The following is a 22,326-nucleotide window of genomic DNA, read 5'->3' as shown; positions in this document are numbered from 1 at the left end:
CGTATATTACGCTTTCCTCTTTCAGAGTCAACCCCTAACTTCAGGATTTTTAACTCTTATCGTTCACGTTAATTTGTAAAGTGATTCACATGTTCCGTGTCGATGGAGGCGCATTATAGGGAGTTCTCCCGTCACTGCAACCCTTAAATTACAGAAAAATGACTGTTTGCTGCATTCCACAGCGAAACCCCTGTTTATACCCACTTACACACAAACTTATCCACAAATAAGTGAAAAAATCACCCAGCTGGTTCCTGTTTGTGGCGCGACAGACCACTGCCATCAATGACACACGTACTCGATTCACAACAAAACTAAAATAAACCTATTCCCTCCATGGCAGTAATCCTCTGGAAATTGGCGTTCTTAATTCTGCGTCGCGATATCATCTATGCCTTCCTTATATAAGGAATGATACGACACGATTAGAATAGGGCTGTAGAGCCAAGGGACTGAAAAGCGAAACCAGGAAGGCAGCACTTCACGAAGATTGGAGTACGCTATAAATTCCACTATGATAGACAGATTCTCCCCAGTGTTATTAAGGCCTGTCTTTATGGCAATTATTCCTAAGAACTATGCCCGCTTAGAAACCGGTTATCGGGAAAAGGCACTCAAACTCTATCCTTGGGTTTGTGGCCGCTGTTCACGTGAGTTTGTTTACTCCAACCTGCGCGAACTCACCGTACACCACATGGATCATGATCATACCAATAACCCGGAAGATGGTAGCAACTGGGAACTCCTCTGCCTGTACTGCCACGACCATGAACACTCAAAATATACCGAGGCAGATCAATATGGCTCAACGGTAGTGGCCGGGGAAGACGCACAGAAAGATGTCGGCGAGGCGACCTATAACCCATTTGCAGACCTTAAGGCCATGCTGAATAAAAAGTAATCCCCTGCTTTTTTTGGTCCTATAATGTAGGAAGACGCTGAAATCATCCCCGGCGTCTTACCATTACTTGTTTTAACGCTCGCTGAAGGATTCCGCTTTTGCACGCAAAATGGGTTTCAGCAGATAGGACATAATCGTTTTCCTGCCGGTAATAATATCCACTGAAGCCACCATCCCTGGGATAATGAGTAGCGGTTTTGCTTCACTACCAAGGTAATTTTTTTCAGTTCTCAGACGCACGACATAATAGCTCTGCCCTTCTTTATCCGTCACTGTATCGGGACTTATCTGCTCAAGTTTGGCCTTCAGCCCACCATAAATGGTGTAGTCGTACGCCGTAAATTTCACCATAGCCTCCTGGCCTGGGTGAAGAAATGCAATATCCTGGGGACGGATTTTCGTTTCGATAAGCAAAGTATCATCGAGCGGAACAATCTCAACCAGATCACTCCCGGGCTGGATAACACCGCCGATAGTATTGACCATCATCTGTTGCACGATGCCACGCACCGGCGATGTTACTAATGTACGATTAACCCTATCATCAATGGCTTTCCCCGAAGCTTCTGTTTTACTGAGTTCGGTACGTGCTTCATTCAGTTGCGAGAGAGCCTCACTGCGATAGCGATCGCGAGTCTCACCTATTTTATTTTCGATCTCTTTAACCGCGGCTGTCGCTCGCGGAATTGCCAACGTCATGGAATCTAGCTGCCCTCGGGTATCCACTTCAGAGCGGCGTAAACGCAAGATCTCTACCTTAGATATAGCCCCTTTGGCAACCAAGGGTTCCGACATATCTATCTCTTGTTTCAGCAAGTCAAGACTACGTCGGGTCTGGCTGACCTTGGCCTGATAATCAAGCAGCTCCTGTTTCTTTTGTATCAATTGCTCATTCAATCCGCCCAACTCACTTTGAATACGTTGTTTAATACTGATAAACAACTCTATCTCCCCCTTGGCAATATCAGGTGATTTCTCCATAAAATCAGAAGGAAGAGTCAGGGTATCATCATCATTAAGCTGGGCATTGAGTCGCTTAATTCGTGCTTCAAGAGCCAGTCGATCTGCCGCAGACTCACCAGCATTAGAACGAAAGCGCGTATCGTCCAAACGGAGTAATGGTGCTCCAGCCTGAACAACCTCTCCTTCATGAACAAATACTTCTGAGACAATCCCCCCTTCAAGGTTTTGTATTTTCTGTAGTCGCGATGAGGGAATCGCTCGCCCATCTCCCCGAGTGACTTCATCAATTTCTGCCAGTGATGCCCAGATAATCATGACGATAAAAAAGGCCACACTGACCCATAGGGTGATGCGTGCTATCCTGGGATAATCGTCTGTCAGGCCATCACTAACCGGGTTATGGGAGGAGCCGGAGATATTTTCATGCGCTTTTTTTCTTTTTATCAGGCAGCAGATTTTATTAATGACTCGCATGAATCTGCCCTTTCTTGAGTGCATCAATAACATTTTCTTTTGAGCCATCAGCAATGACTTTACCGTTATCTAGCACAATTAAACGATCTACCAGTGACAACAGCGATGCCCGATGGGTCACCAGGAGCAATGTTTTGTTCGCCACTAATGGTGCCATTGCTTTTTTGATCAGGTCTTCACTGGTATTGTCCATGGCACTGGTCGGCTCATCCATCAATAAGATCGGTGGATCAAGCAGGAGCGCGCGAGCCAAAGCAACCGCCTGACGCTGGCCACCGGATAAATTCATGCCACGCTCCCCCACCTGCATGTTATAGCCCAGTGGGTGGCGACGACAAAAATCATGAACACCTGCAATAGTCGCTGCGCGGATCATAGCTGCTTCATCGATATAACTTGCACCCAGAAGTAAATTATCTCGTAACGTTCCGCTGAATAAATGGATGTCCTGAGAAACGTAACCAATGTTATGGCGAATATCATTAACATCGAGCTGGCGGGCATCAATACCGTCAATTAAAACCATGCCACTGTCAGGCTGATAAAAACTGAGCAGCAATTTGGCAAGTGAACTCTTTCCTGAACCACTACGTCCAATAATGCCAACTTTTTCTCCCGGTTCTATGCGTAATGAAATGTCTTTAAGTGACGTATATTGATTTTGTGGGTAACTAAAGGAGACATTATTAAATTCAATACCACCTGAGAGCTTTTCGCATCTCAATGGTACTTCATCCGTGGAGGACTCCTGTTCAAGCCCCATCATATTATCGATACTGGTTTTCGTTATTTTAGCTCGGTGATAACGCGTAATCAGGCCACAAAGCTGCCCCATCGGCATCATTGCGCTGCGCTGAAGAAGATAGCAGGCAATCAGTCCTCCCATACTCAAGTGCCCTTCAATAATCCAGTACACGCCGGCAACAATCATAATCACACCCGTGAATTGCTGTAACCAACTAGTAAAATTAATGGCAACAGAAGAGAGTAATTTAACTCTCATCTCCAGTTTGCTAAGGCCCGTCATCACCTGTTCCCACTGATATTGCCGCTGGCTTTGGGCATTATTTACTTTGATGGCATCAAGGCCGGTCAACGTTTCGACAAGCATCGATTGGCGTTCATGAGAAAGGCGATAGGTTTTTTGTATTTCTGCAATTAATGGCCTCTGAATCAGCCAATTAATCAACAGCGCAACGGGATAAGCAATAAGAGGAATAAAAACGAGTGGTCCACCAATAATACCGACCACGAGTAATATAAGAAAGGTAAAAGGTAAATCGATTAAAGCTGACAACGTGAGGGAAGAAAGAAAATCTCTGACAGACTGATAGTCTTGAAAATACTGAGCAAAACCACCCACTCTGTTGGGGCGTTGCTTCATCTTCATTCCCATAAACCGTTCATACAATGCCGCAGAGACAATGTGATCAGTCTTCTTGCCGGCAAGATCAAGACACATCCCCCGCAATGTTTTCAAAACGAAATCAAAAACAAAGGCAATAGTGATCCCAATAGCCAGCATCCATAACGTTGCAGTTGCATGATTTGGCACCACACGATCGTAAACATTCATCACGAATAACGGTGTCGCAAGTGCAATCAAGTTGATAAGAAAACTTGCCAGTACCGAATCAAAGTAAAGAAACTTTGATAATTTCAGTGTGTCTTTAAACCAGGATTTCGTTTGCGGGATGCGTGAATCAGGCTGAGCATGGTATGCATATTCATGCTGGATAAAGATAACCTGCCCGATGTAATCATCACTCAGTAACGCCTTATCGACCTTTATCTCCCCGCCCCGGGTGTCCGCTGAAAGCAGACGGGCTCGTTGCTGGTCATCCCAGCCGAGTAATACTGCCGCCTGAGCATTCTTTAGCAAAACAATAACCGGAAATGAGATCGCTGAGATGGTATCTAATGAACGCTGTTGTACCCGAGCCTTAAGTCCTGCTCGTCGAGCAGCGCGAGGAAATGTACCAAGATCCAGGCAATGATGTTCCAGCGGGAGGCCTGCCGTTAATGCATTACGACTGGTCATGATGTTATGAAGCTTACAGATAATCATCAGACAATCAAGGAGTGGATCCTGCTGCGGCCTGGAGTCTTCCCCATCGATATCATTTAAAGGGGTATGACGATCAACTGAATCACTCTGAAGTACCATTACCTGACCTTACATGCGAACAAAAAATTTGGGTGATAGATATAACAATGGAGCAGTATCATCAATGTCGATAATACGGCTCCAGGACACAGTGATACATTATTTTAATTCAGGGAGTTCTTTTTCAGACGCCTGCACCCAGTCAGTAGGCTGGCTGGCAGAAGGAGCCTGAATATTGAGCTGTTTTAATAACTCTCCTGTACGAGCATTAATTCTGTATGCAGTAAGTATTTCTAAGAATTGCATCTGAACATAGCGGCGCTGGGCGCTGAAGACTTCATTCTCACTATCAAGCATATCGAGTAGTGAACGATCGCCAAGACTAAACTGTTCCTGATAGGCAATACGTACAACTTTACTGCGATCAGCATACTCTCTTGCGATTGGAACTTGCTGTTTGGCATTAAGCAATGCATTCCATGCAAGCCCTAACTCTTCATTGAGCTGGCGCAGCACGTTTTTCTTCACATCCTGCGCTTCCTGCATTTTATAGGCATAAGAGGAAAGCTGTGCTTTGTCACTGCCACCGTTATATAAGTTATAGCGCATTCTCAGCATCGTCTGCCATTCTTGATTATGCCCACGGGTGCCATCGAGGTTATTATCCATCCTACGCCCGACATCAATATCAACGCTAGGGTAGAAGTGAGAATTGGCAGCTTCATATTGCTGGCGCGTGGCTTCTATATCAGCATCACTTTGTTTTATAAGTGGATTATTTGCCAGCATGACTTTACGAGCTTCTTCAACGGATGCAGGGATCGCGACTGGTACAGGCATTGAGAGATCAATCGCTTCCTGACCCGTGGCACTGGCGTAGTTAACCCGTGAATCAGCAAGATTCGTCTGTTCAGTCAGAAGGTTATTACGAGCTTGCGCAAGCCTGGCTTCTGCCTGGGCATAATCAGCCTCACGCCCCACACCACGCTGAGTGCGCAGGCGTATCTGATCGAAAATACGCTCGTGACTTTTCAAGTTATCTTCTGCTAACTTGACCATTTTTTCCTGCATTAAAACATCAAGATAGCTTTGAATTGTTATTAGCGCTGTCGACTCAACCGTATTTGACAATGCAAATGCACGAGAATTAACAGTCGCTTTCTGGCGCGCGACTTCACTGGTCGTCGCAAAACCATTAAAGAGGTTCTGCTTTAAATCAATACTGGACTCACTACGCTGTAAATCACGAAAATGGTCACCTGCTGCACGCGTGCTGGCATTATCCGTTCTTTCCCATCCGGTTCCTGCAGAGAGTTCAAGAGTCGGTAAATATCCGCCCTTTGCTGCAATCAAATCCTGATCTGCTGATAAACGGCTGTTAGCAGATGCTTTAATCTGGGGATGTGAATTTAACGTATCTTTAATCGCTTGTTCCAGCGTTACACCAGCGGCAGGGGTAAGCATCAATATCGGAAGTGACAATCCGAAAGCGATTTGTGCGCAGTACTTCATTAACTACTCCTATTATCACATTAATTTAAAAGTGATTTTTTTAATTTTTAATACAGTAATGAGATAAAACTAAAATGCCTTTCCGCCTCAATACCAGGAATGGTAATGACCCCGCCATAGACTCAGGACGGGGTCATGCTTTCATTAAGAGTCGGTATCAGGTTTAGCTATCAGATTATCAATTTGTGAGTGATATCCAGCACTATAGGCATCGCTGCCCGCTGAGTTTGTATCTGTCACTGCAAACTGCTGAGGGGAAGCACTCTGCTCAGAGTTCATACCGGCAAGAGGAAGTAACTGGCCCAAATCATGGCTACCATTCCCATCATCAATGATATCGCTGAAATTAAGCTGTTCTTCACTTAAGGAAACGGTTTCATTAGACTTGTCATGCACATTTTTATCACCAGACTCGGTCGTTAAATCGATATTCTCTGTTTTTAACGGCAGCTTTTCAGATGAAGGAGAACTGTCTTCAGTTAACAGGTTGATTAACGACTCTTCTGAGGAATGTGTCTTAACGATAGTGTCATTATTTTCCATCGTATTGGCACCCGAACCCTCAGCAGGTTCTAAATAAAGGTTGTCGTCATCAATGAGCAAAGTTATTGCTTGTGAAGAACCCTCTTCTTCCTGGGAGACAATCTCATGTGCGAATAACTGATCGCTGCTATAAGTGTCACTCTGGTGAGCAGAATCCTGTGCAGCCAGAGACTCTCCAGATACGTTAACCAAAGTAGAAGTGGTACTTAAATGACCATCCTGGTGATCATCACCAGAAAGGCTCAATGTATTAATATCATGGCTGGTTAAGGACTGGGAGTTCCCCTCGGAAAGGTCGAGACTGTGATGATCATCACCGACACCAATATCTTCACTGTTATGAGTCACACCATTAACTGACGTTGTTATGGTCAGTTTGATATCAGTGAGTTTGACGTCACTATCGGTAGTAAACGTTATTTTTTCGCCCAAGATCTTACTGCCATTAATATCAATAACGACCTGGCCATTCTTATCAACAGAATAACTTGTATCACCAAACTTAATAGTTCCTTTCGGCAATCCGGACAGTGTTATCGATGTTATTTGATCATGCTCTTTATCACTGGTGAGAGAAGCATTAAGGGTAAGCTCATATTTCCCTTCTGTTTTACTCACAGGAGCTGTTGGATCCCAGCCAAGGCCACCTTTCGATGATGTCACATCGGAGATCTGGTTTGATCCTTGAAGGATTTGTTTGCCATCAATAACAATACGGATATTATCCACATAGTTAATACTTGAGTTAACGTTAGCCGGCCCTTTTTCCGCATTCCAGTCGTGACCATCATCTTGAACATGAATCGTGTCACGTGCATCTTTATTTGCACCCGATGCAGACGTCCTGTTTCCCATTACAGAATTTAAATCCCGGAAATTGCCATCCTGCCAGTACCCACTGTCCTTATGTACCAGGAATACATCACTTTTATCTACAGAACTCTGCGGGTTACCATTGCTATAAGTCTTGATTTGTTCCTTGGATATATCCTTAGAAACACGCCCTGACTCAATATCACCTTCAGTGATCCATAAAACAACATTCTTACCAACCGCTAATATATTCCCTTCACTATCAGTATCGTAACCATTCGGGTTACTACTCCCGCCATTAATCTGTGTCACTTTGGAAGGATCTTTACCAGTAAAATCTATATCCAGGGACACATGATGATCACCATCACCATCGGCGTCACTGTCAGAATCGGAATCGCTGTCCGAGTCCGAATCACTGTCTGAATCGGAGTCGCTGTCAGAATCGGAATCGCTGTCGGAGTCCGAGTCGCTGTCAGAATCCGAGTCACTATCGGAATCCGAATCACTGTCGGAATCCGAGTCACTGTCAGAATCAGAATCGCTGTCCGAATCCGAGTCGTCATCAAGCAAAGTGAGTTCTTCTGGGAGGATATTATCAGGAAAATCAATGCCGGTTGTAGGGTAGCCAGCTACAGGGTCAATAACTTCACCGGTAAGATCGAGGATGACATGTGTATGCGCGCCACCGCCACCAGCCCCAGGTAGTCCTGCTGATTGTGGGCCTGCCGCAGTGGCCTCAAGGATTTGCGTTGGGTCCTGTCCATCTTCAATAGCCTGTTGTATTGAAGCTATATCAGTCTGGTCTACATTACTGGCGGTGGTCGATGTGGCCCCGGTACTATTCCAATAGGCACCACGCCCCAAATCCATTGTTTGTCCATTGGGTAAAGCAATGGAAACAGCTCCGGTATCACCCGTTGCTATTTGCTCTCCCGCCAGTATGTTATCTCCCTCAACCAATAAACGCTGACTTCCATCAGGTGCTGTAGCAAAAACTTGCCCAATTATTGTTTTTATTGTCCCAGCAATGGCACTCATGCAACATCCTCTTGATCTTTATGTAGGATTAAACATTTCCTAATTAACTAATGTGATTAATTCAATCTCTTGACGACGAACAGGCGAAAGCAGCCCTGCATCCAGGACATAATAGTCATTGATTATTCAACAAATTTCAGTGAAACCATTCATTTAAAAAGGGGAGATTGGATTTGTTTTTTTAGTAAAAAAAGTGGCGGCATTCTACATTTCAAATTGTTACAACGCTACCCATAAATGAAATTACACTATAAAGGAGATATTTTTTTAACTACGGGAGGTAATGCAGTTATTTGCACTGACATATCTAAAAAAGACAGTAATTTTAACTGCTGTTGTTAATGATATTTATATTCAGGTACCGAATATACCTGAATATAAATAACTGAACTAAATGAGCCGTTCATCATCTTCATCAATCAGACGCTCAAGACCGCCCAGTGCGCGTCTTGCCTCTGCTCGGTTAAGAAGTTTACTCTGTGCTGCCTGAGGTAAATCAGTAATACTAATTATCCCTCTGTTTATTAATACACCAATAAGATCCTCTAATACCCGGACCATATCTGAGTCCGTTTCCTGTAGCAGTTGCAGCGTAGAAGCTCGCAGCACACTAGCTTTTAACCACTCAGTAATTTCAGGTGTGGCTTCTGTGATCTGTTCTGTTGCTTCAGGATAAGTTGTGTGCTCAATACGTAAGATTCGCCCATCATTACCACGCTGAATAAAAAACATGGTTGTTCTCCAGTCGTTATTTAATGAGAGTGCTGGCATCGTTAAAATAACGCCCCATGGCACCATACAACCCTATTTTTTGTAATACTTTTAATTCGCCTTCGGTTTCAACTCGTTCAGCAATAAGTGGCAGGTTTACTTGTCGTGTAGCCCAATAAATAGCATCAATAAAGAGCTTTTTATCCTCTTCTTTATCAATGTTTCTAATATAGCCACCATCCACTTTTATCCAGGCTAACCCCCACTGAGGTAAATTCCCAATCAGATAGAAACGACCGCCAAAATGCTGAATGCCCAGACCACAATTCAGCATTTTCAGTTCTCGCACAAGATAATTCATAAATTCTGGCTCAGGTAGATCATTTTCATCCAGTTCCAGAGTCAAACGACAGGCAAGATGACGGGCACTCTTCAGTGGCTGGAGCAACGCATTAATGCTCTCTTTACCCGCAACACTTTCACCACTAATACTCATAGCAATAGACTGAGTATTCTCTTCCATAGCATGAAGCGTTTGCTCAAGCATGACAATATCCATACGGTGACTCAGTGCCAGACGATTAATCCACGGCATAAAGCTACCCGCGGGAAGTATCTCGCCCTCTTCCGTTGCAATTCTGGCAAGGACTTTATGATGCAATAGAGTATGTTGATCATTACACTCATATACTGGCTGGGAAAATAATATAAAATCATTGTGCTCCAGTATGTTTTCCAGCCGTTTTTGCCAGAGAATGCGATCGTCATTATCACTTGCTGTTTTTTGTATTATCCGGTTTTTAGCAAAAAAACGTCGCTCATTTTCAGCCGTTACCAGTGCCTGATCAGCCTTTAATAAAACATCTTGAGGTTTATCACCGAAATTGAAAACCGCCTGGCCAATATGGGCGATGGGCGAGACATCACCTAACCCCGCATTGTGGAGTTCCGTCAGTTGATGCGTCAGTCTTGAAACGAAGCTTTCCATCTCTTGTGGCAAAATCGACGAGATAATAACGGCAAACTCGCCACCACGAACGCGGGCAACAAAGCCTTCATTATGGAAGAGGTTCTGCTGCACATCATTGAGGATACCAGCAATAGCAATTAATAAATGGTCAGTATTTTTCCCGCCTAAGCGTTGATTCAATCCGGCGAGATCCCCCACTCGTAATAAAATAAGATGTCCTGAAGTATGCTCCTCATCACTCAAACGAGACTGCAGTTGAATATCAAAAGCACGTCGATTATTTAATCCCGTCAAGCTGTCACTGTAGGCTTCCAGACGCAGTGTTTCGGTACGAACAGCTTGTTCACTAAAAAGTACTTTAAGCTGTGTAACCATCATATTGATCGCCTCAACCACTCGACGCAGTTCAGGTATTCCAGGTAAAGCTGGCTGATTGATAAATTCACGCTGACTGATAGCCGTAGCTTGCTCGACGATATAATTAAGAGGACGTAAACAGCGGCGTAATAAAAGCATAGCCCCCAGAACACATATCACGCTACACGCACTGAGCAACCAAAAGCTTGCAACCACACTATGCCACAAGCGAGTCAGCGTAAATACTGGATGACTGACAACCTCCACCCGTGCCAACTGCGTCCAGCCTTGCATTACCATCGCCTCCCCCTTGCCTGGACTAAGCTGTACAAGGCGAACAAACCAGTCCGGGACGTCATTACTTTGTGGTCTATTCTGGCGATCAATGAGTATTTTATTTGTTTTAATATCAATAACTTTAATGCTATAGAAATAACCACTATCGAAGATTGAATTAACCAGCAATTCAGTCATTACCGGGTCATCAACATTGGCGGTCAGAGACAACCCAAGGGCAGTTGCGGTGTCCTGAGCATGGGCACTCAATTGGTTATGGTATTGGACACGGGAATTTTCCAGGGTGACATAAAAACTGCCGCAAAATATAACCAATGCGAACAGACAAATACCAATGAGTAGCTGTTTATAAAGTGACATAGCCGCGTCCTATTCATTAATACCAAAGCCTTCCGCACGCATTTTGGTGAGAAGATCCTGCCAACGAGAAAGTCTAGTACTATCGCCGACACGTTTATTTTTACCCGCTTGTGGGATCCATAACCCCTGCTCATTAAAAGAATAAACAGGGAGTAAATCGTTTCTCTGAGTGGCAGGTAAGATCGCTGTTTTTAAATTATCCAGGATCAGTGGAATAGCATCTGGCGTAGGATACCAGGCAACAACCATATGTGCCTTATTGAGCTCCAGTGCCTTAACATAGATAAGTCGTAGCTGACTAGCGGGAACACCTAATTCGCGCAACGTAAAATATTTCGCCAGGGCATAATCTTCACAGTCACCAGCCCCTTTACGTAAAAACTCAATGGGGGTGGCCCAATAATCTTCCACACCCCAGACGATAATATCGTCGACAAAACGCATCCGTGAGTTAAAAAAATGGTTCACATGGTTCAGCGTTTTTTTAATATCTCGCTGCGGTGGCTCATTCAGTAAAGCTATCCATTCGTTAATATGTCGTTGTGCTGCAGGTGTCGCGGGTCCGTACAGTTGCAAAGTACGTGCGTTAATCGTATCAAAATTCCAACCCGCGATGAGTTGAGGAGAAAGCGCGAACAGCAGTACCAGCAAAAATGCCACCACATACTGCCAGTATTTCTGACTAATACGTCGCCATTTCACGTGTGCTTTTTAGTCCAGTAATATACCGTGATAGTGTAAAGCAATCCTGTTCTCCTCAATAACCCTGATGCTTTCTACTAAATACCACAGCGTTAACGTTCTTCACCAGTAGACAGCATGTCTTGCCACCACGCCAGCCAAAGACGTGCGATATTTTTTTCAGAATAAAGACTTCGTTGGAGATAAGCTCGTTCCTGCATCTTTCCAAGATTTTCTGGATCGGTCAGTACACTAATCAAAGCTTCAGCTAATGCTTGCTCATTATTTGCTTCAACAATAATACCGGCACCAGAATCTTTTAGAAGATCACGGGGACCATATTTTATATCAAAGCTGACGACCGGCGTTCCATAAGCTAACGATTCCAGAATGAAAAGGGAAAAGCCTTCCTGGTTAGAGCACATAACAGCACAACTTGACTGGCTATGGATACCGGCAAGATCAGTGGAGAAGCCATGTATATAGATATTTTTATCTAGGCAGTGCTGCGTTACCCATTCTGAGAGTGAGTTTTTTAAGGGACCGGAGCCATAAGTATGCAATTCAGCGGTGGGCAGAGCCTCAACAACAAGAGAAAAAGCCCTAAAAAGAAGTAAGTGTTGTTTTTCTGGTGAGTAACGGGCCATCATAAGGACTTTCTGTGTTACGGCTTTTATTTGTGGTGTATCTTCTGTCAGGGCATTATCTAAATGATGCGGTATTCTCCGCAGTCGATGCGGGGAGATAAGTTCATTCGCCAGCTCATCATGCTGCTGTTGGGTCAGAACAAGTAAACCATCTAATTGTGTTTTTTCCTGGAACAAATGACTGTAAATTGACTTATAGTTGCCACTTTCCAGTCGATGGGTGGAATGAATAACAGAACTGACCGTGGCATGTAGATAATTTTTTGGCAGGGAGCAGACAAATTCCTTCCAAGCGCGATTTTTATCGACTAAGAAGTGCCAGGTTGTCGTTCTGTCAAGATTATGCACAAGCATGGATTTTGCAAAGGCACCTTCTGTTTGAAATTGATGCTCTTGCCCTGCAAAAAATAGCTGAAATCCTGCCAGTTTTGTTTCACCATTTTTCGTGTGGTAGGTTCGCCGCAGCATAATTTGGCGTGTTTGTGGTGAGATAAAATCTTCATAACTAATATTTCCCTCCCCATCGACATAGCGAAGCGCCTCTATTTTTCCAGCACTATCCTTACGTATTTTCGTATGTTTACCTGTCGTGAGCGCAGGAAGTGGTTGCAATTCACCACGAGCCAGCATATCGGGAAGCCAATCATAAACAGTGAGTGCCTCAATCGGTTGAGGTAGCTTTCCCTCTTGGTATAGTTTTTCCACTGTTTGAGCTAATGTATTATTCCAGTTTGAAATAATCACCATTGGCTTAATACCAAGCTCACGAATAAACAGAGCACAGCGTCGGATCATGGCTATCTCTATCCCGTTCCCCTCATAGCGAAAATTACCGCCCAGGAAAACCAGTTGTTGCTTACCATTTGGGACAGGAAGGAGATTCGTTGTATGTTCTCCTTTTAAATATTTACGATAGGCAACATAGCCAGAAAGATAATGCTCAACATCGTCAATTCGCACCCGATAGCTATGGTGGCGAATAAAAAAGCTTCCCACAATCCTTTGTGGATTTTTGAAAAACATCGCCAGTTCTGGCCAGAAAAATCCATTAGCGAGATAACGAGCACGATGCTCCAAAGCACGATAAAATTTTTCCAGATTGAAGCCCGTCAACAGATGCGCGTGCCGACTATCAGCTTGCAAGCGCACTATCATGCGTTGTGCGGCCATCATCAATTCAAGCAAAGTGGGATAGGTCGTGACACGGTTAAGTACAAAATCAAGATGCCCGCTAACATTATCCAGACCAAACTGGTAGTAACGCGCTTCAGGGCGATAAAGAGTGAGTTCATTGATACAGTAGCTTAACCAGTGGTCGTGTGCCTGCCAGTGTTTTTGCGCGATAAAGTAGTCCATTGCACGCTCAACACTCTCCAGCCAGCGAGGTGTTTGCGTCACCCCATAGAGGCGCATAAGGGCAAAAGCCGCTTCGCCATCATAGTAAATAATACGGTGTTCGGCTTTCAGGGAGAGATCGGCTGCGTTCAGGACATGACTGAATGCCCCCGTTGAGCTGTTTTGCATAAACAGAATACCGTTTGCCAGGCGTTCCATTTGTGCAAGATAACGTTTATCCCCCGTCAGTTCCGTATATTTAGCTAACGCAAGGATAGAGACCGCATTCCCCCCCAGTTTAATTTCATCATCAGTATCAATCAAAAAATCAGCATCACTCCCGTCAGCCAGCGGGTAAGTGCGAATAAGGTCTGTGGAAAGACAGTGCAATGCGCTTTCTATTGCAAGAAACTCTTTTTGATTTTTAGTCACTTCCCAGGCTTCAAGCAACGCATAGGTTGAACTGGCATGGCGTAACGTATTGTAGGTCGGGATTGCCCGGTCAAAACAAGGAAACCATCCATAGTGATAACGACCAGACGGGCGCACCTGACGAGCGAGGTAAGCACTTGCCGAACCGATCATAGGTTCCAGTTCATCTTGCCAGTTTGCTAATTCCCGATAACCCGCCTCTCTGCCCTGGGATTCAATGGGCAGAACCTGGTGACCATCACAAAAAATAGCGCGTGTCGTAAAGCGCCAGATAAATTGCTCAGGATCATCTGGCCACTGTAGCTCAATGCCAAAACGCTGTCGGGAATAGTTTGCCAGGTTTTTATTATTTGGCGTGGCTACCCCCTCAGTCCCGATATAAAGAAGTGCATTAGCCGCAATTTCTTGTTCAAGTAAAGCGTGTTCAAAGCTGGGGGAAAAACTAATACCAAAACGAAAATAGTTACGCTTGGTATGGCGCAATTTACTGTTCAGATCATCCCAGCGTAATGCTTCAATATGATCAACAACATCAACACGCAGCCAGACGGGAACTTTAGACGATTGCTTATGCCAGCGCTGAAGAGCTTGTGCACCAGTAAGCCAGGCATCATCGAATGTTTTACCACAGGCCTGAAAGGTATAGGCTCGCTCCTGACCCGTACTGACACTAAAAAAGAGCACGTGTCCCGGAAAGGGAGAGGCAAGCTCAGTAGTATCTAATTTATCGACCATCGGCCGAGTTTGTACGAGTAAAGCGCTCAGTGACATGTAAGAACCTTTCGACATGGATAAATTATTTTTTACCTAAAATAGCATTTTGTGATGGGTCAGAATCATCTATTTTCGGATAAAAACTAGAATGGTAAACTAATACGTAACCTGATAATACGGGTTATATATACAACAGTCCGTGTTTCTGGCATCAATTTTAGCGTTGTTTACCGCGGAACAACTCATGGTATCTGATATTAAATTGCCTTTCCCAGCACAGCGTCGGCCTTACTCAGTTTACTTCATCAGCCTTGATGCCAATGCCATGCGACCTGAAGAATCTATTAACTGATGGGCTGACCATCAGTTATGCTCCTTTTTTAAACACTTTGATATCTTATTCCTGTATTCCTGTCTGTGCAGGTCATAATGCGTTAAATCTATTTAACTGCGTAATAAGCCCACCTCCGCAAGGCTCCAGTAAAGGAATATCAGGATAAAGTTTACCCACTTCCGGATTTATATTATCTTCCGATTTATCATGAGAGATACCGCGTAAGTAATAACATACCGCAATATGAGGTATTCTGAGAAATCGGAATCGTCAGCTGTCCGGCAACTGAAAGAGTATTATCGTTCACCTTTCACTATCAACCAGAAAGGAGGTTTAAACTCAGCCATCATCTGCTCAAACTACGCCTGATCCGAAGTCATACCATGGCTGCCACGGTTCATATTCTTTCCAACCGCTACACTGAGACCCGTATTCATATCCTTTTCTGAGTGACCACAGCCCGGTTATAAGTACAAAGGAGCGGAACCTTTTAATATCGATGAAGTGCTTGTGTCATCAAACGTTCCGCCACTTGCCAGAGTCATGTGTGCAGGATGTCATTCACACAGTTTCACTGTTAATCACTGCCGTGAGTTAAACCTGACACACATTCCGGGGCAAAAAAAACGCCGCCTGGAGATTCATGGCATAAAGCGGCGGCACGCTTGGCGTACATTCTGCATTACTTAATCAATGGCTGCTCTGTGCCCACATCAATGCCTGGGGTCTTTCCTGAATTGTAGTTATAAACAGTCTGGGTCGGGAAGGCGAAATCAGCACCATGCTGATGAACTATCGCGATCATTTTTAAATAGACATCCTGCTGGGCAGCAAGCCACTCACTCCAGACTGTCGTTTTAGTAAAGCAATACACCATAATATTCAAAGAAGAATCAGCAAACTGATTAAAATAGACCAGCAAAGTTTGCCTGGTATCAATTTTTTCATGCTGCATCAGCATGGTACGAATATCCTCAACAATCGCACCAATTTTATCTGCATCATCGTAACGCAGCCCTAATTCCGTAGTAATTCTCCGATTAGTCATTTGCCCCGGATTTTCCACACTAATGGAGGAAAAAATAGAGTTAGGTATATAAAGGGGCCGATGATCAAAAGTGATTATTTTAGTGATCCTCCAGCCAATTTCGACCACGGTCCCCTCTATTTTTCGGTCAGGGGAACTAATCCAGTCGCCAATATTAAAAGGCCTGTCAAAATAGAGCATAATACCTGAGAAAAAGTTGCTCAGAATATCACGACCGGCCATCCCGATAGCGATACCACCAATGCCACCGAATGTCATCAGACCGGACAAACTCATTCCAAAATGTTCACCAAATAACAGAACAATGATAAAGAAGATTGTTATCTTTAGTATTCTTGACATCATTCTGGCTGATGTAGGGTCACCGCCTTTTTTAATCTGTTTTTGCTCAAGCCTGTTAAGTAATTGAAAGATTTTCTTCATTAAAATAAAGGCCATTGCCGCAGTGGAGAACACATTGACCATCTCAAATGAAATTAATTTGAGATTGAAATCAACAATCGCCATATCGATATATTGAGCAATGACAAAAATTATACTACATAGTAGTATTGTCGAAATCAGATGAACAAAAATATTCCGCTGACGGTGTACTTTTCTTTTCTGGAAATAAATGATAATCAAATAGCTAACAAGAAAAAGAGCAACAATACCTGCACCTATCAGATATTTAATTAGTAGCGGTTCATCCATTCCTGTGTCTCCCAAGGATGCCTTTAATGTTTATCGGGCTATCTTATACTTATCGTTTGCTAAGTGGCAGTAGTATAGATGTCTTCCACCTTATAAAACCGGGGACGATGATGCAATTGAATGTCTGTAGCCTTCCAAAAAGCATCTAACGGCGGGATTCTCCTAATATCTTTACCGCCAGCATTGCCAGTACGCCACCCATAACCCAGCGCTGAATGAATGAACAACATGGCCATTTCATGAGAAAATGCGCAATTGTTCCGGCGGATATGGCAATACATGCATTAACCGAAACACTAATGATGATCTGCATCATACCGAGAACTAATGACTGTTGTAAGACACTGCCATGCGCGGGATTGATAAACTGTGGTAATAACGATAAATACATTACTGCAATCTTTGGGTTTAATAAGTTGGTCAAAAAACCCATGAAGAAAAGCTTATAACCACTGTCCTTTGGTAACGATCTTACCTGAAATAGTGACCTTCCGTTTGGGCGAACGGCTTGCCATGCCAGCCATAAAAGATAAATAGCGCCAGTAATTCTCACCGTGTCATAAGCATAAGGCACCGCCATGACTAACGCTGTAATACCACATGCAGCACAGACCATATAAAACACAAACCCCAGCGCCACACCTGCCAGTGAAATTAGCCCGGCAACACGTCCCTGACAAATAGAACGAGAGATAAGGTAGATCATATTAGGACCTGGGGTCAGCACCATACCAACGGCAATGAACGAAAAAGCAATAAGACTACTTATTTCAGGCATGCAAACTCCTGTTCACGGAGAGTTACGACTCAGTCAGGTTCATCCCCCACTGTTTACCACAACCAGGGAAATCAACAGCTGTACTTATCGGGAGCTAAAAACCAGTATGAATACACTGATTTCCCATATGGGTTTCTCAGGATGCCCCTTAAAGGCATGATGGCACAGACGGCCCCGGATGGCCTCATACCTATTACCGATGCCACAATATATGAACGACGATTAAAGTTACCATCCCATGTAGTCGCTGCCAGCGGAATCCAGATAAAAACAGAGCATAACAGGCTGTTCTATTTAAACCATCCACAGCCAGCGGAACATATCCCACCTTCTGCCAGCTATTTGTAATTACCCTGATTAAAGGTATCCTTTCAAGCATATACTCAGACATATTTAGCTGCACTCAGAGCAATGCGGCCGCCACAGTTTTACCGGGGATTTCAATGAATAACGCCGAGCAACAGTTTATCAATGAGCTGGACAACAAATTCTGGAAAGCGGCAGATAAGCTGCGTGCCAATATGGACGCAGCAAACTACAAACATGTAGTACTAGGACTCATTTTCTTAAAATATGTCTCTGATGCCTTTGAAGCCCGTCAGCAAGAATTAATCGCATTATTTCGTGAAACGGGTAATCCGGATAATATCTACGCCATGACACGCGATGAGTATGAAACGGATGCCGATTACGAACTGGCGATTGCTGAAGAACTGGAAGTTGAAGATTACTACACTGAAAAAAATATCTTCTGGGTGCCGAAAGCCGCACGCTGGGAAACGCTAAAAAACAAATCGGTTCTGCCTACAGGAACGCTTTTGTGGAAAGATGCAGCAGGGAAAGAAATTCCCATGCGTTCAGTATCCTGGCTGATTGATAACGCTCTGGATGAAATTGAAAAAACCAACCCAAAACTGAAAGACATCCTTAACCGTATCAGCCAATACCAGCTAAGTAATGAGGTGTTAATCGGCCTGATTAACACCTTCTCTGATGCCAACTTCAGTCACCCCGAATACAACGGTCAGAAGCTCAGTCTTCAGAGCAAGGATATTCTCGGCCATGTTTATGAGTACTTCCTGGGTCAGTTTGCGCTCGCAGAAGGGAAACAAGGCGGCCAGTACTACACCCCGAAAAGTATTGTTACTCTGATTGTTGAGATGCTGCAGCCTTATAGCGGACGTGTCTATGATCCCGCAATGGGCTCCGGTGGTTTCTTTGTTTCCAGTGATCGCTTTATCGAAGAACATGCCGGTGAGAAGCGCTACAACGCCGCAGAGCAAAAACAGAATATTTCCGTCTATGGTCAGGAGTCTAATCCGACGACATGGAAACTGGCTGCCATGAATATGGCTATCCGGGGGATTGATTTTAATTTCGGCAAAAAGAATGCCGATACCCTGCTGGATGACCAGCACCCTGACCTGCGGGCAGACTTTGTCATGGCCAACCCACCGTTCAATATGAAAGAGTGGTGGAGTGCCAAACTAGAAAAGGATGTTCGCTGGCAGTACGGAACCCCACCCCAGGGCAATGCCAACTTTGCCTGGATGCAGCATATGATCCACCACCTGGCACCGAAAGGTTCCATGGCTCTGCTACTGGCTAACGGCTCAATGAGCTCCAGCACTAATAACGAAGGGGATATCCGCCGCAAGCTGATAGAAGCGGATCTGGTGGAGTGCATGGTCGCCTTACCCGGTCAGTTATTTACCAATACCCAAATCCCTGCCTGTATCTGGTTCCTGACCAAAGATAAAACCGCCGGTAACGGTAAAGCCCACCGTAAAGGTGAAGTGCTGTTTATCGATGCCCGACAGATTGGTTTTATGAAAGACCGGGTGTTGCGTGATTTTAGCAAAGAGGATATTGCAAAAATTGCTGATACCTTCCATGCCTGGCAGACAGACAGCGGCTATGAAAATAAAGCGGGATTCTGTTTCTCTGCCACACGGGACGATATTCAAAAGCATGACTTTGTCTTAACGCCCGGGCGCTATGTAGGTGTCGCCGAACAGGAGGAAGACGTTGAGCACTTCACAGAGAAAATGTCCCGTCTGACTGCACAATTAAAAGCACAACTGGAAGAGAGTACAACGCTGGAAGCACAGATTAAAAGTAATTTGGGGGGGCTGGGTTATGAGCTTTGAAGAACAGCGCCTCGAAGAACTTTGTGAACTCGTTGTTGATTGCCCACACTCCACCCCAAAATGGACGGATGATGGTTTTATTGTTCTTCGCAACCAGAATATCCGCAATGGGAAATTAGATCTCTCCACGCCGAGTTTTACCGATGAAGCAGGTTACAACAGCAGAATTAAGAGGGCCAAGCCTCAAAAAAACGATATCGTGTTTACGCGTGAAGCGCCAATGGGGGAAGTGTGCTTAATCCCTGAGGGGCTTGAATGCTGCCTTGGCCAGCGTCAGGTATTATTAAGAGCCAAGCCTGATGTTGATCCCCATTATCTGTTTTGGGCGTTACAGTCACCCTATGTACAGCATCAAATCTCCTGGAATGAGGGTACAGGAACCACTGTAAGTAATGTTCGGATCCCCGTACTGAAAGATTTGAAAATACCCCGATTAGGCATCACAGAGAAGCGTGTCGGGTCAATAATGACATCCCTGGCATCTAAGTTACGGGTCAATGAAAGTATTAATCAAACCATTGAACAAATGGCACAAGTGCTATTTAAAAGCTGGTTTGTGGATGTTGAACCGGTAACAGCAAAAATGGCGGTGTTGGATAATGGGGGATCACAGGAACAAGCGCTACTGGCAGCCATGGCCGCTATTTCCGGAAAGAATGAAGATACTCTGGCCATTTTTAAACATGAGCACCCGGCACAATATTCTGAGTTAAAAATGACAGCAGAACTATTCCCTTCTGCAATGGCAGACAGTGAATCGGGAAATATTCCACAGGGATGGAAAGCAGGAACACTTAACGATATTGCTATATTCCAGAATGGATACGCATTTAAAGGGAAAGACTGGGCAGACCATGGTTTTCCTGTTGTAAAAATTGGTTCTGTTAAACCCGGCCTTGTTGATTTAACGTCATGTAGCTATGTCGGTGAAAATACGGTTGAACCTCTTGAGCGATTCAGACTGAATCCCGGTGATATTCTGGTTGGCATGACTGGCTATGTGGGTGAAACGGGTTTGGTCCCGTATTCGTCAGTTGCACCATATTTAAACCAGCGAGTCGGACGATTAATGCCAGTAGATAAAGAGCAGTATGAGCTGCTTTATGTAATGGTCCGTAATTCAGACTATAAGCAATTTGTGGAGTCTCAAGCACAGGGCAGTGCCCAGGCAAACGTCAGTGGCAAAGCATTAATGAGTTACCCCATCGTGGTGCCTTCAGGCGCGCTTATTAGGAAATTTTCTACCCTAATATCTCCGATGTTAAAGCAAAAACTCGAGCTGTCAGCACAGAGTGAATCATTAACCGCTGTCCGTGATACCCTCCTCCCCAAACTTATCTCTGGCGAAATTATCCTGCCTGAAGTCCCTACCCACGAGACGCTCAATGTTTAGCCTGAATCATCAGGCCTCTTATCGCTGTTGGTGCCCAGGTAAGTCTGGGCTCCAGCAAAAGAGACCAGCAAGAAAATATCAGGTTTTTCTCTCCCGTAGTTTATTTGTGCCTGTTAATACCGTTATCGAGGATAAATAATGACAACCCGCGTTGAAATGATTATTGAGACTCTTAAGGAAAATCAGGATAAAAAATTTACAGCTCAAGAGTTAGCACAGGAATTTATACAGCGTTACCCTATTGAAATCGCGGAAAAACAAACTAACCCAAACTATGATACGAAAGAGAAATTAATTGCACAGCTGGCTGCGGAAATAGGTGGCGATCGAACGATCAACGCCAAGAGAAAATGCCCTAATATCGCGACACGCGATACGCCAAGGCCTCGAATATACTATTGGGATAATAATCCTCAATTACAAACAGTTGACGATAGCCAGTCAGGGAATGATGAACCAGAAATAGATACGCCGTTAATCTCGCAAAGCTACAGTGAACATGACCTGTATCCCATGCTGATGACGTATCTGCATAAAGATCTCGGATTATATTGCCTGCGGGTTGATGAGCGAAAATCAAAGAACACCGTTGGAAACGGAGGAAATCACTGGCTTCATCCTGATATTGTCGCACTGGAGCTTCTGGATCGCGAATGGAATGAAACGGTACGCAGCTGTGTTCGCAGCAGTAATGACAGTTCCGTCAGATTATGGTCATTTGAAGTAAAAAAGCACCTAACCAGGGGCAATGTCCGTAAATACTTCTTTCAGGCTGTATCCAATTCCAGCTGGGCAAATTTAGGCTATCTCGTTGCCACAGGTTTAAATAGTGATGTGGAAAGCGAATTACACATGTTGAGCAGCCTGCACGGCGTTGGGGTTTTAATTCTGAATACTGACTCTTTATTTGACAGCCAAATACTGATCCCCGCAAAAGAAAAAACAAATGTGGATTGGCAATCAGTAAACCGTATCGTTACAGAAAACCGTGATTTTCACCATTATATTGAACAAGTTGGTATTTATAACCAAACCGGTCGTTTAATTGAAAGTGCCTGGAACAGATAAAGGA

The 22,326-nt window shown here is 44.3% G+C and carries 14 protein-coding genes; 4 read left to right on the top strand and 10 right to left on the bottom strand.

Features of this window, described 5'->3' with window-relative positions; translation table 11 throughout:
• The first annotated feature begins 556 nt into the window (after positions 1-556).
• A complete protein-coding gene (gene yajD / locus JK154_RS16815) occupies positions 557-901 on the top strand; it encodes an HNH nuclease YajD (protein WP_211993847.1) in 345 nt (114 codons plus the stop codon).
• A 72-nt stretch (positions 902-973) separates the two neighbouring features.
• On the opposite strand, the gene JK154_RS16810 is transcribed toward yajD, so the two are convergent.
• The 10 genes from JK154_RS16810 to JK154_RS16765 form a co-directional block, all read right to left on the bottom strand.
• The gene (locus JK154_RS16810; RefSeq protein ID WP_211993845.1) at positions 974-2,338 is read right to left on the bottom strand and encodes an HlyD family type I secretion periplasmic adaptor subunit; all 1,365 of its coding nucleotides are present in this window, start codon (positions 2,336-2,338) and stop codon (positions 974-976) included.
• Complete coding sequence (locus tag JK154_RS16805; protein ID WP_211993843.1) at positions 2,325-4,505, bottom strand: type I secretion system permease/ATPase; 2,181 nt, start codon at positions 4,503-4,505, stop codon at positions 2,325-2,327. The genes JK154_RS16810 and JK154_RS16805 overlap by 14 nt, the downstream gene beginning before the upstream one ends.
• Positions 4,506-4,604: 99 nt before the next feature.
• On the bottom strand, positions 4,605-5,957 hold the full coding sequence (locus tag JK154_RS16800; protein ID WP_211993841.1) for a TolC family outer membrane protein: 1,353 nt from the start codon (positions 5,955-5,957) through the stop codon (positions 4,605-4,607).
• 144 nt (positions 5,958-6,101) lie between these two features.
• Positions 6,102-8,354, bottom strand: a complete 2,253-nt coding sequence (locus JK154_RS16795) for a retention module-containing protein (protein ID WP_211993839.1) — start codon at positions 8,352-8,354, stop codon at positions 6,102-6,104.
• A 390-nt stretch (positions 8,355-8,744) separates the two neighbouring features.
• Positions 8,745-9,086 (bottom strand): tryptophan synthase subunit beta, encoded by a 342-nt coding sequence (locus JK154_RS16790; RefSeq protein ID WP_211993837.1) that lies wholly within the window; start codon positions 9,084-9,086, stop codon positions 8,745-8,747.
• Positions 9,087-9,102: 16 nt separating this feature from the next.
• Positions 9,103-11,049: a LapD/MoxY N-terminal periplasmic domain-containing protein gene (locus JK154_RS16785; RefSeq protein ID WP_211993836.1), complete on the bottom strand. Its 1,947-nt coding sequence runs from the start codon at positions 11,047-11,049 to the stop codon at positions 9,103-9,105.
• A 9-nt stretch (positions 11,050-11,058) separates the two neighbouring features.
• Positions 11,059-11,751 carry a cysteine protease LapG gene (lapG, locus tag JK154_RS16780; RefSeq protein WP_349291114.1) on the bottom strand — a complete coding sequence of 231 codons (693 nt, stop codon included), beginning with the start codon at positions 11,749-11,751 and terminating at the stop codon, positions 11,059-11,061.
• A 92-nt stretch (positions 11,752-11,843) separates the two neighbouring features.
• Positions 11,844-14,915, bottom strand: coding sequence for a glycosyltransferase (locus tag JK154_RS16775; protein ID WP_211993835.1), 3,072 nt, complete (start codon positions 14,913-14,915; stop codon positions 11,844-11,846).
• Positions 14,916-15,874: 959 nt separating this feature from the next.
• Complete coding sequence (locus tag JK154_RS16770) at positions 15,875-16,933, bottom strand: mechanosensitive ion channel family protein (RefSeq protein WP_211993832.1); 1,059 nt, start codon at positions 16,931-16,933, stop codon at positions 15,875-15,877.
• 145 nt (positions 16,934-17,078) lie between these two features.
• Positions 17,079-17,711: a LysE family translocator gene (locus JK154_RS16765; protein WP_211993827.1), complete on the bottom strand. Its 633-nt coding sequence runs from the start codon at positions 17,709-17,711 to the stop codon at positions 17,079-17,081.
• Between the two features lie 443 nt (positions 17,712-18,154).
• Between JK154_RS16765 and JK154_RS16760 the strand changes: the two genes are divergently transcribed.
• From JK154_RS16760 to JK154_RS16750, 3 genes are all read left to right on the top strand, one after another.
• Positions 18,155-19,861 carry a class I SAM-dependent DNA methyltransferase gene (locus JK154_RS16760; RefSeq protein WP_211993825.1) on the top strand — a complete coding sequence of 569 codons (1,707 nt, stop codon included), beginning with the start codon at positions 18,155-18,157 and terminating at the stop codon, positions 19,859-19,861.
• Entirely contained in the window at positions 19,851-21,254 is a 1,404-nt protein-coding gene (locus JK154_RS16755) for a restriction endonuclease subunit S (RefSeq protein WP_211993823.1), read from the top strand. The genes JK154_RS16760 and JK154_RS16755 overlap by 11 nt, the downstream gene beginning before the upstream one ends.
• Positions 21,255-21,392: 138 nt before the next feature.
• Positions 21,393-22,322, top strand: a complete 930-nt coding sequence (locus JK154_RS16750) for an HrgA protein (RefSeq protein WP_211993821.1) — start codon at positions 21,393-21,395, stop codon at positions 22,320-22,322.
• Positions 22,323-22,326 lie beyond the last annotated feature (4 nt).

Origin of the sequence: Citrobacter sp. JGM124, assembly GCF_018257795.1 — a bacterium.
Taxonomy (GTDB): domain Bacteria; phylum Pseudomonadota; class Gammaproteobacteria; order Enterobacterales; family Enterobacteriaceae; genus JGM124.
Note: the sequence above shows the minus strand (reverse complement) of the source record. Positions and strands in the feature narration are given on the sequence as shown.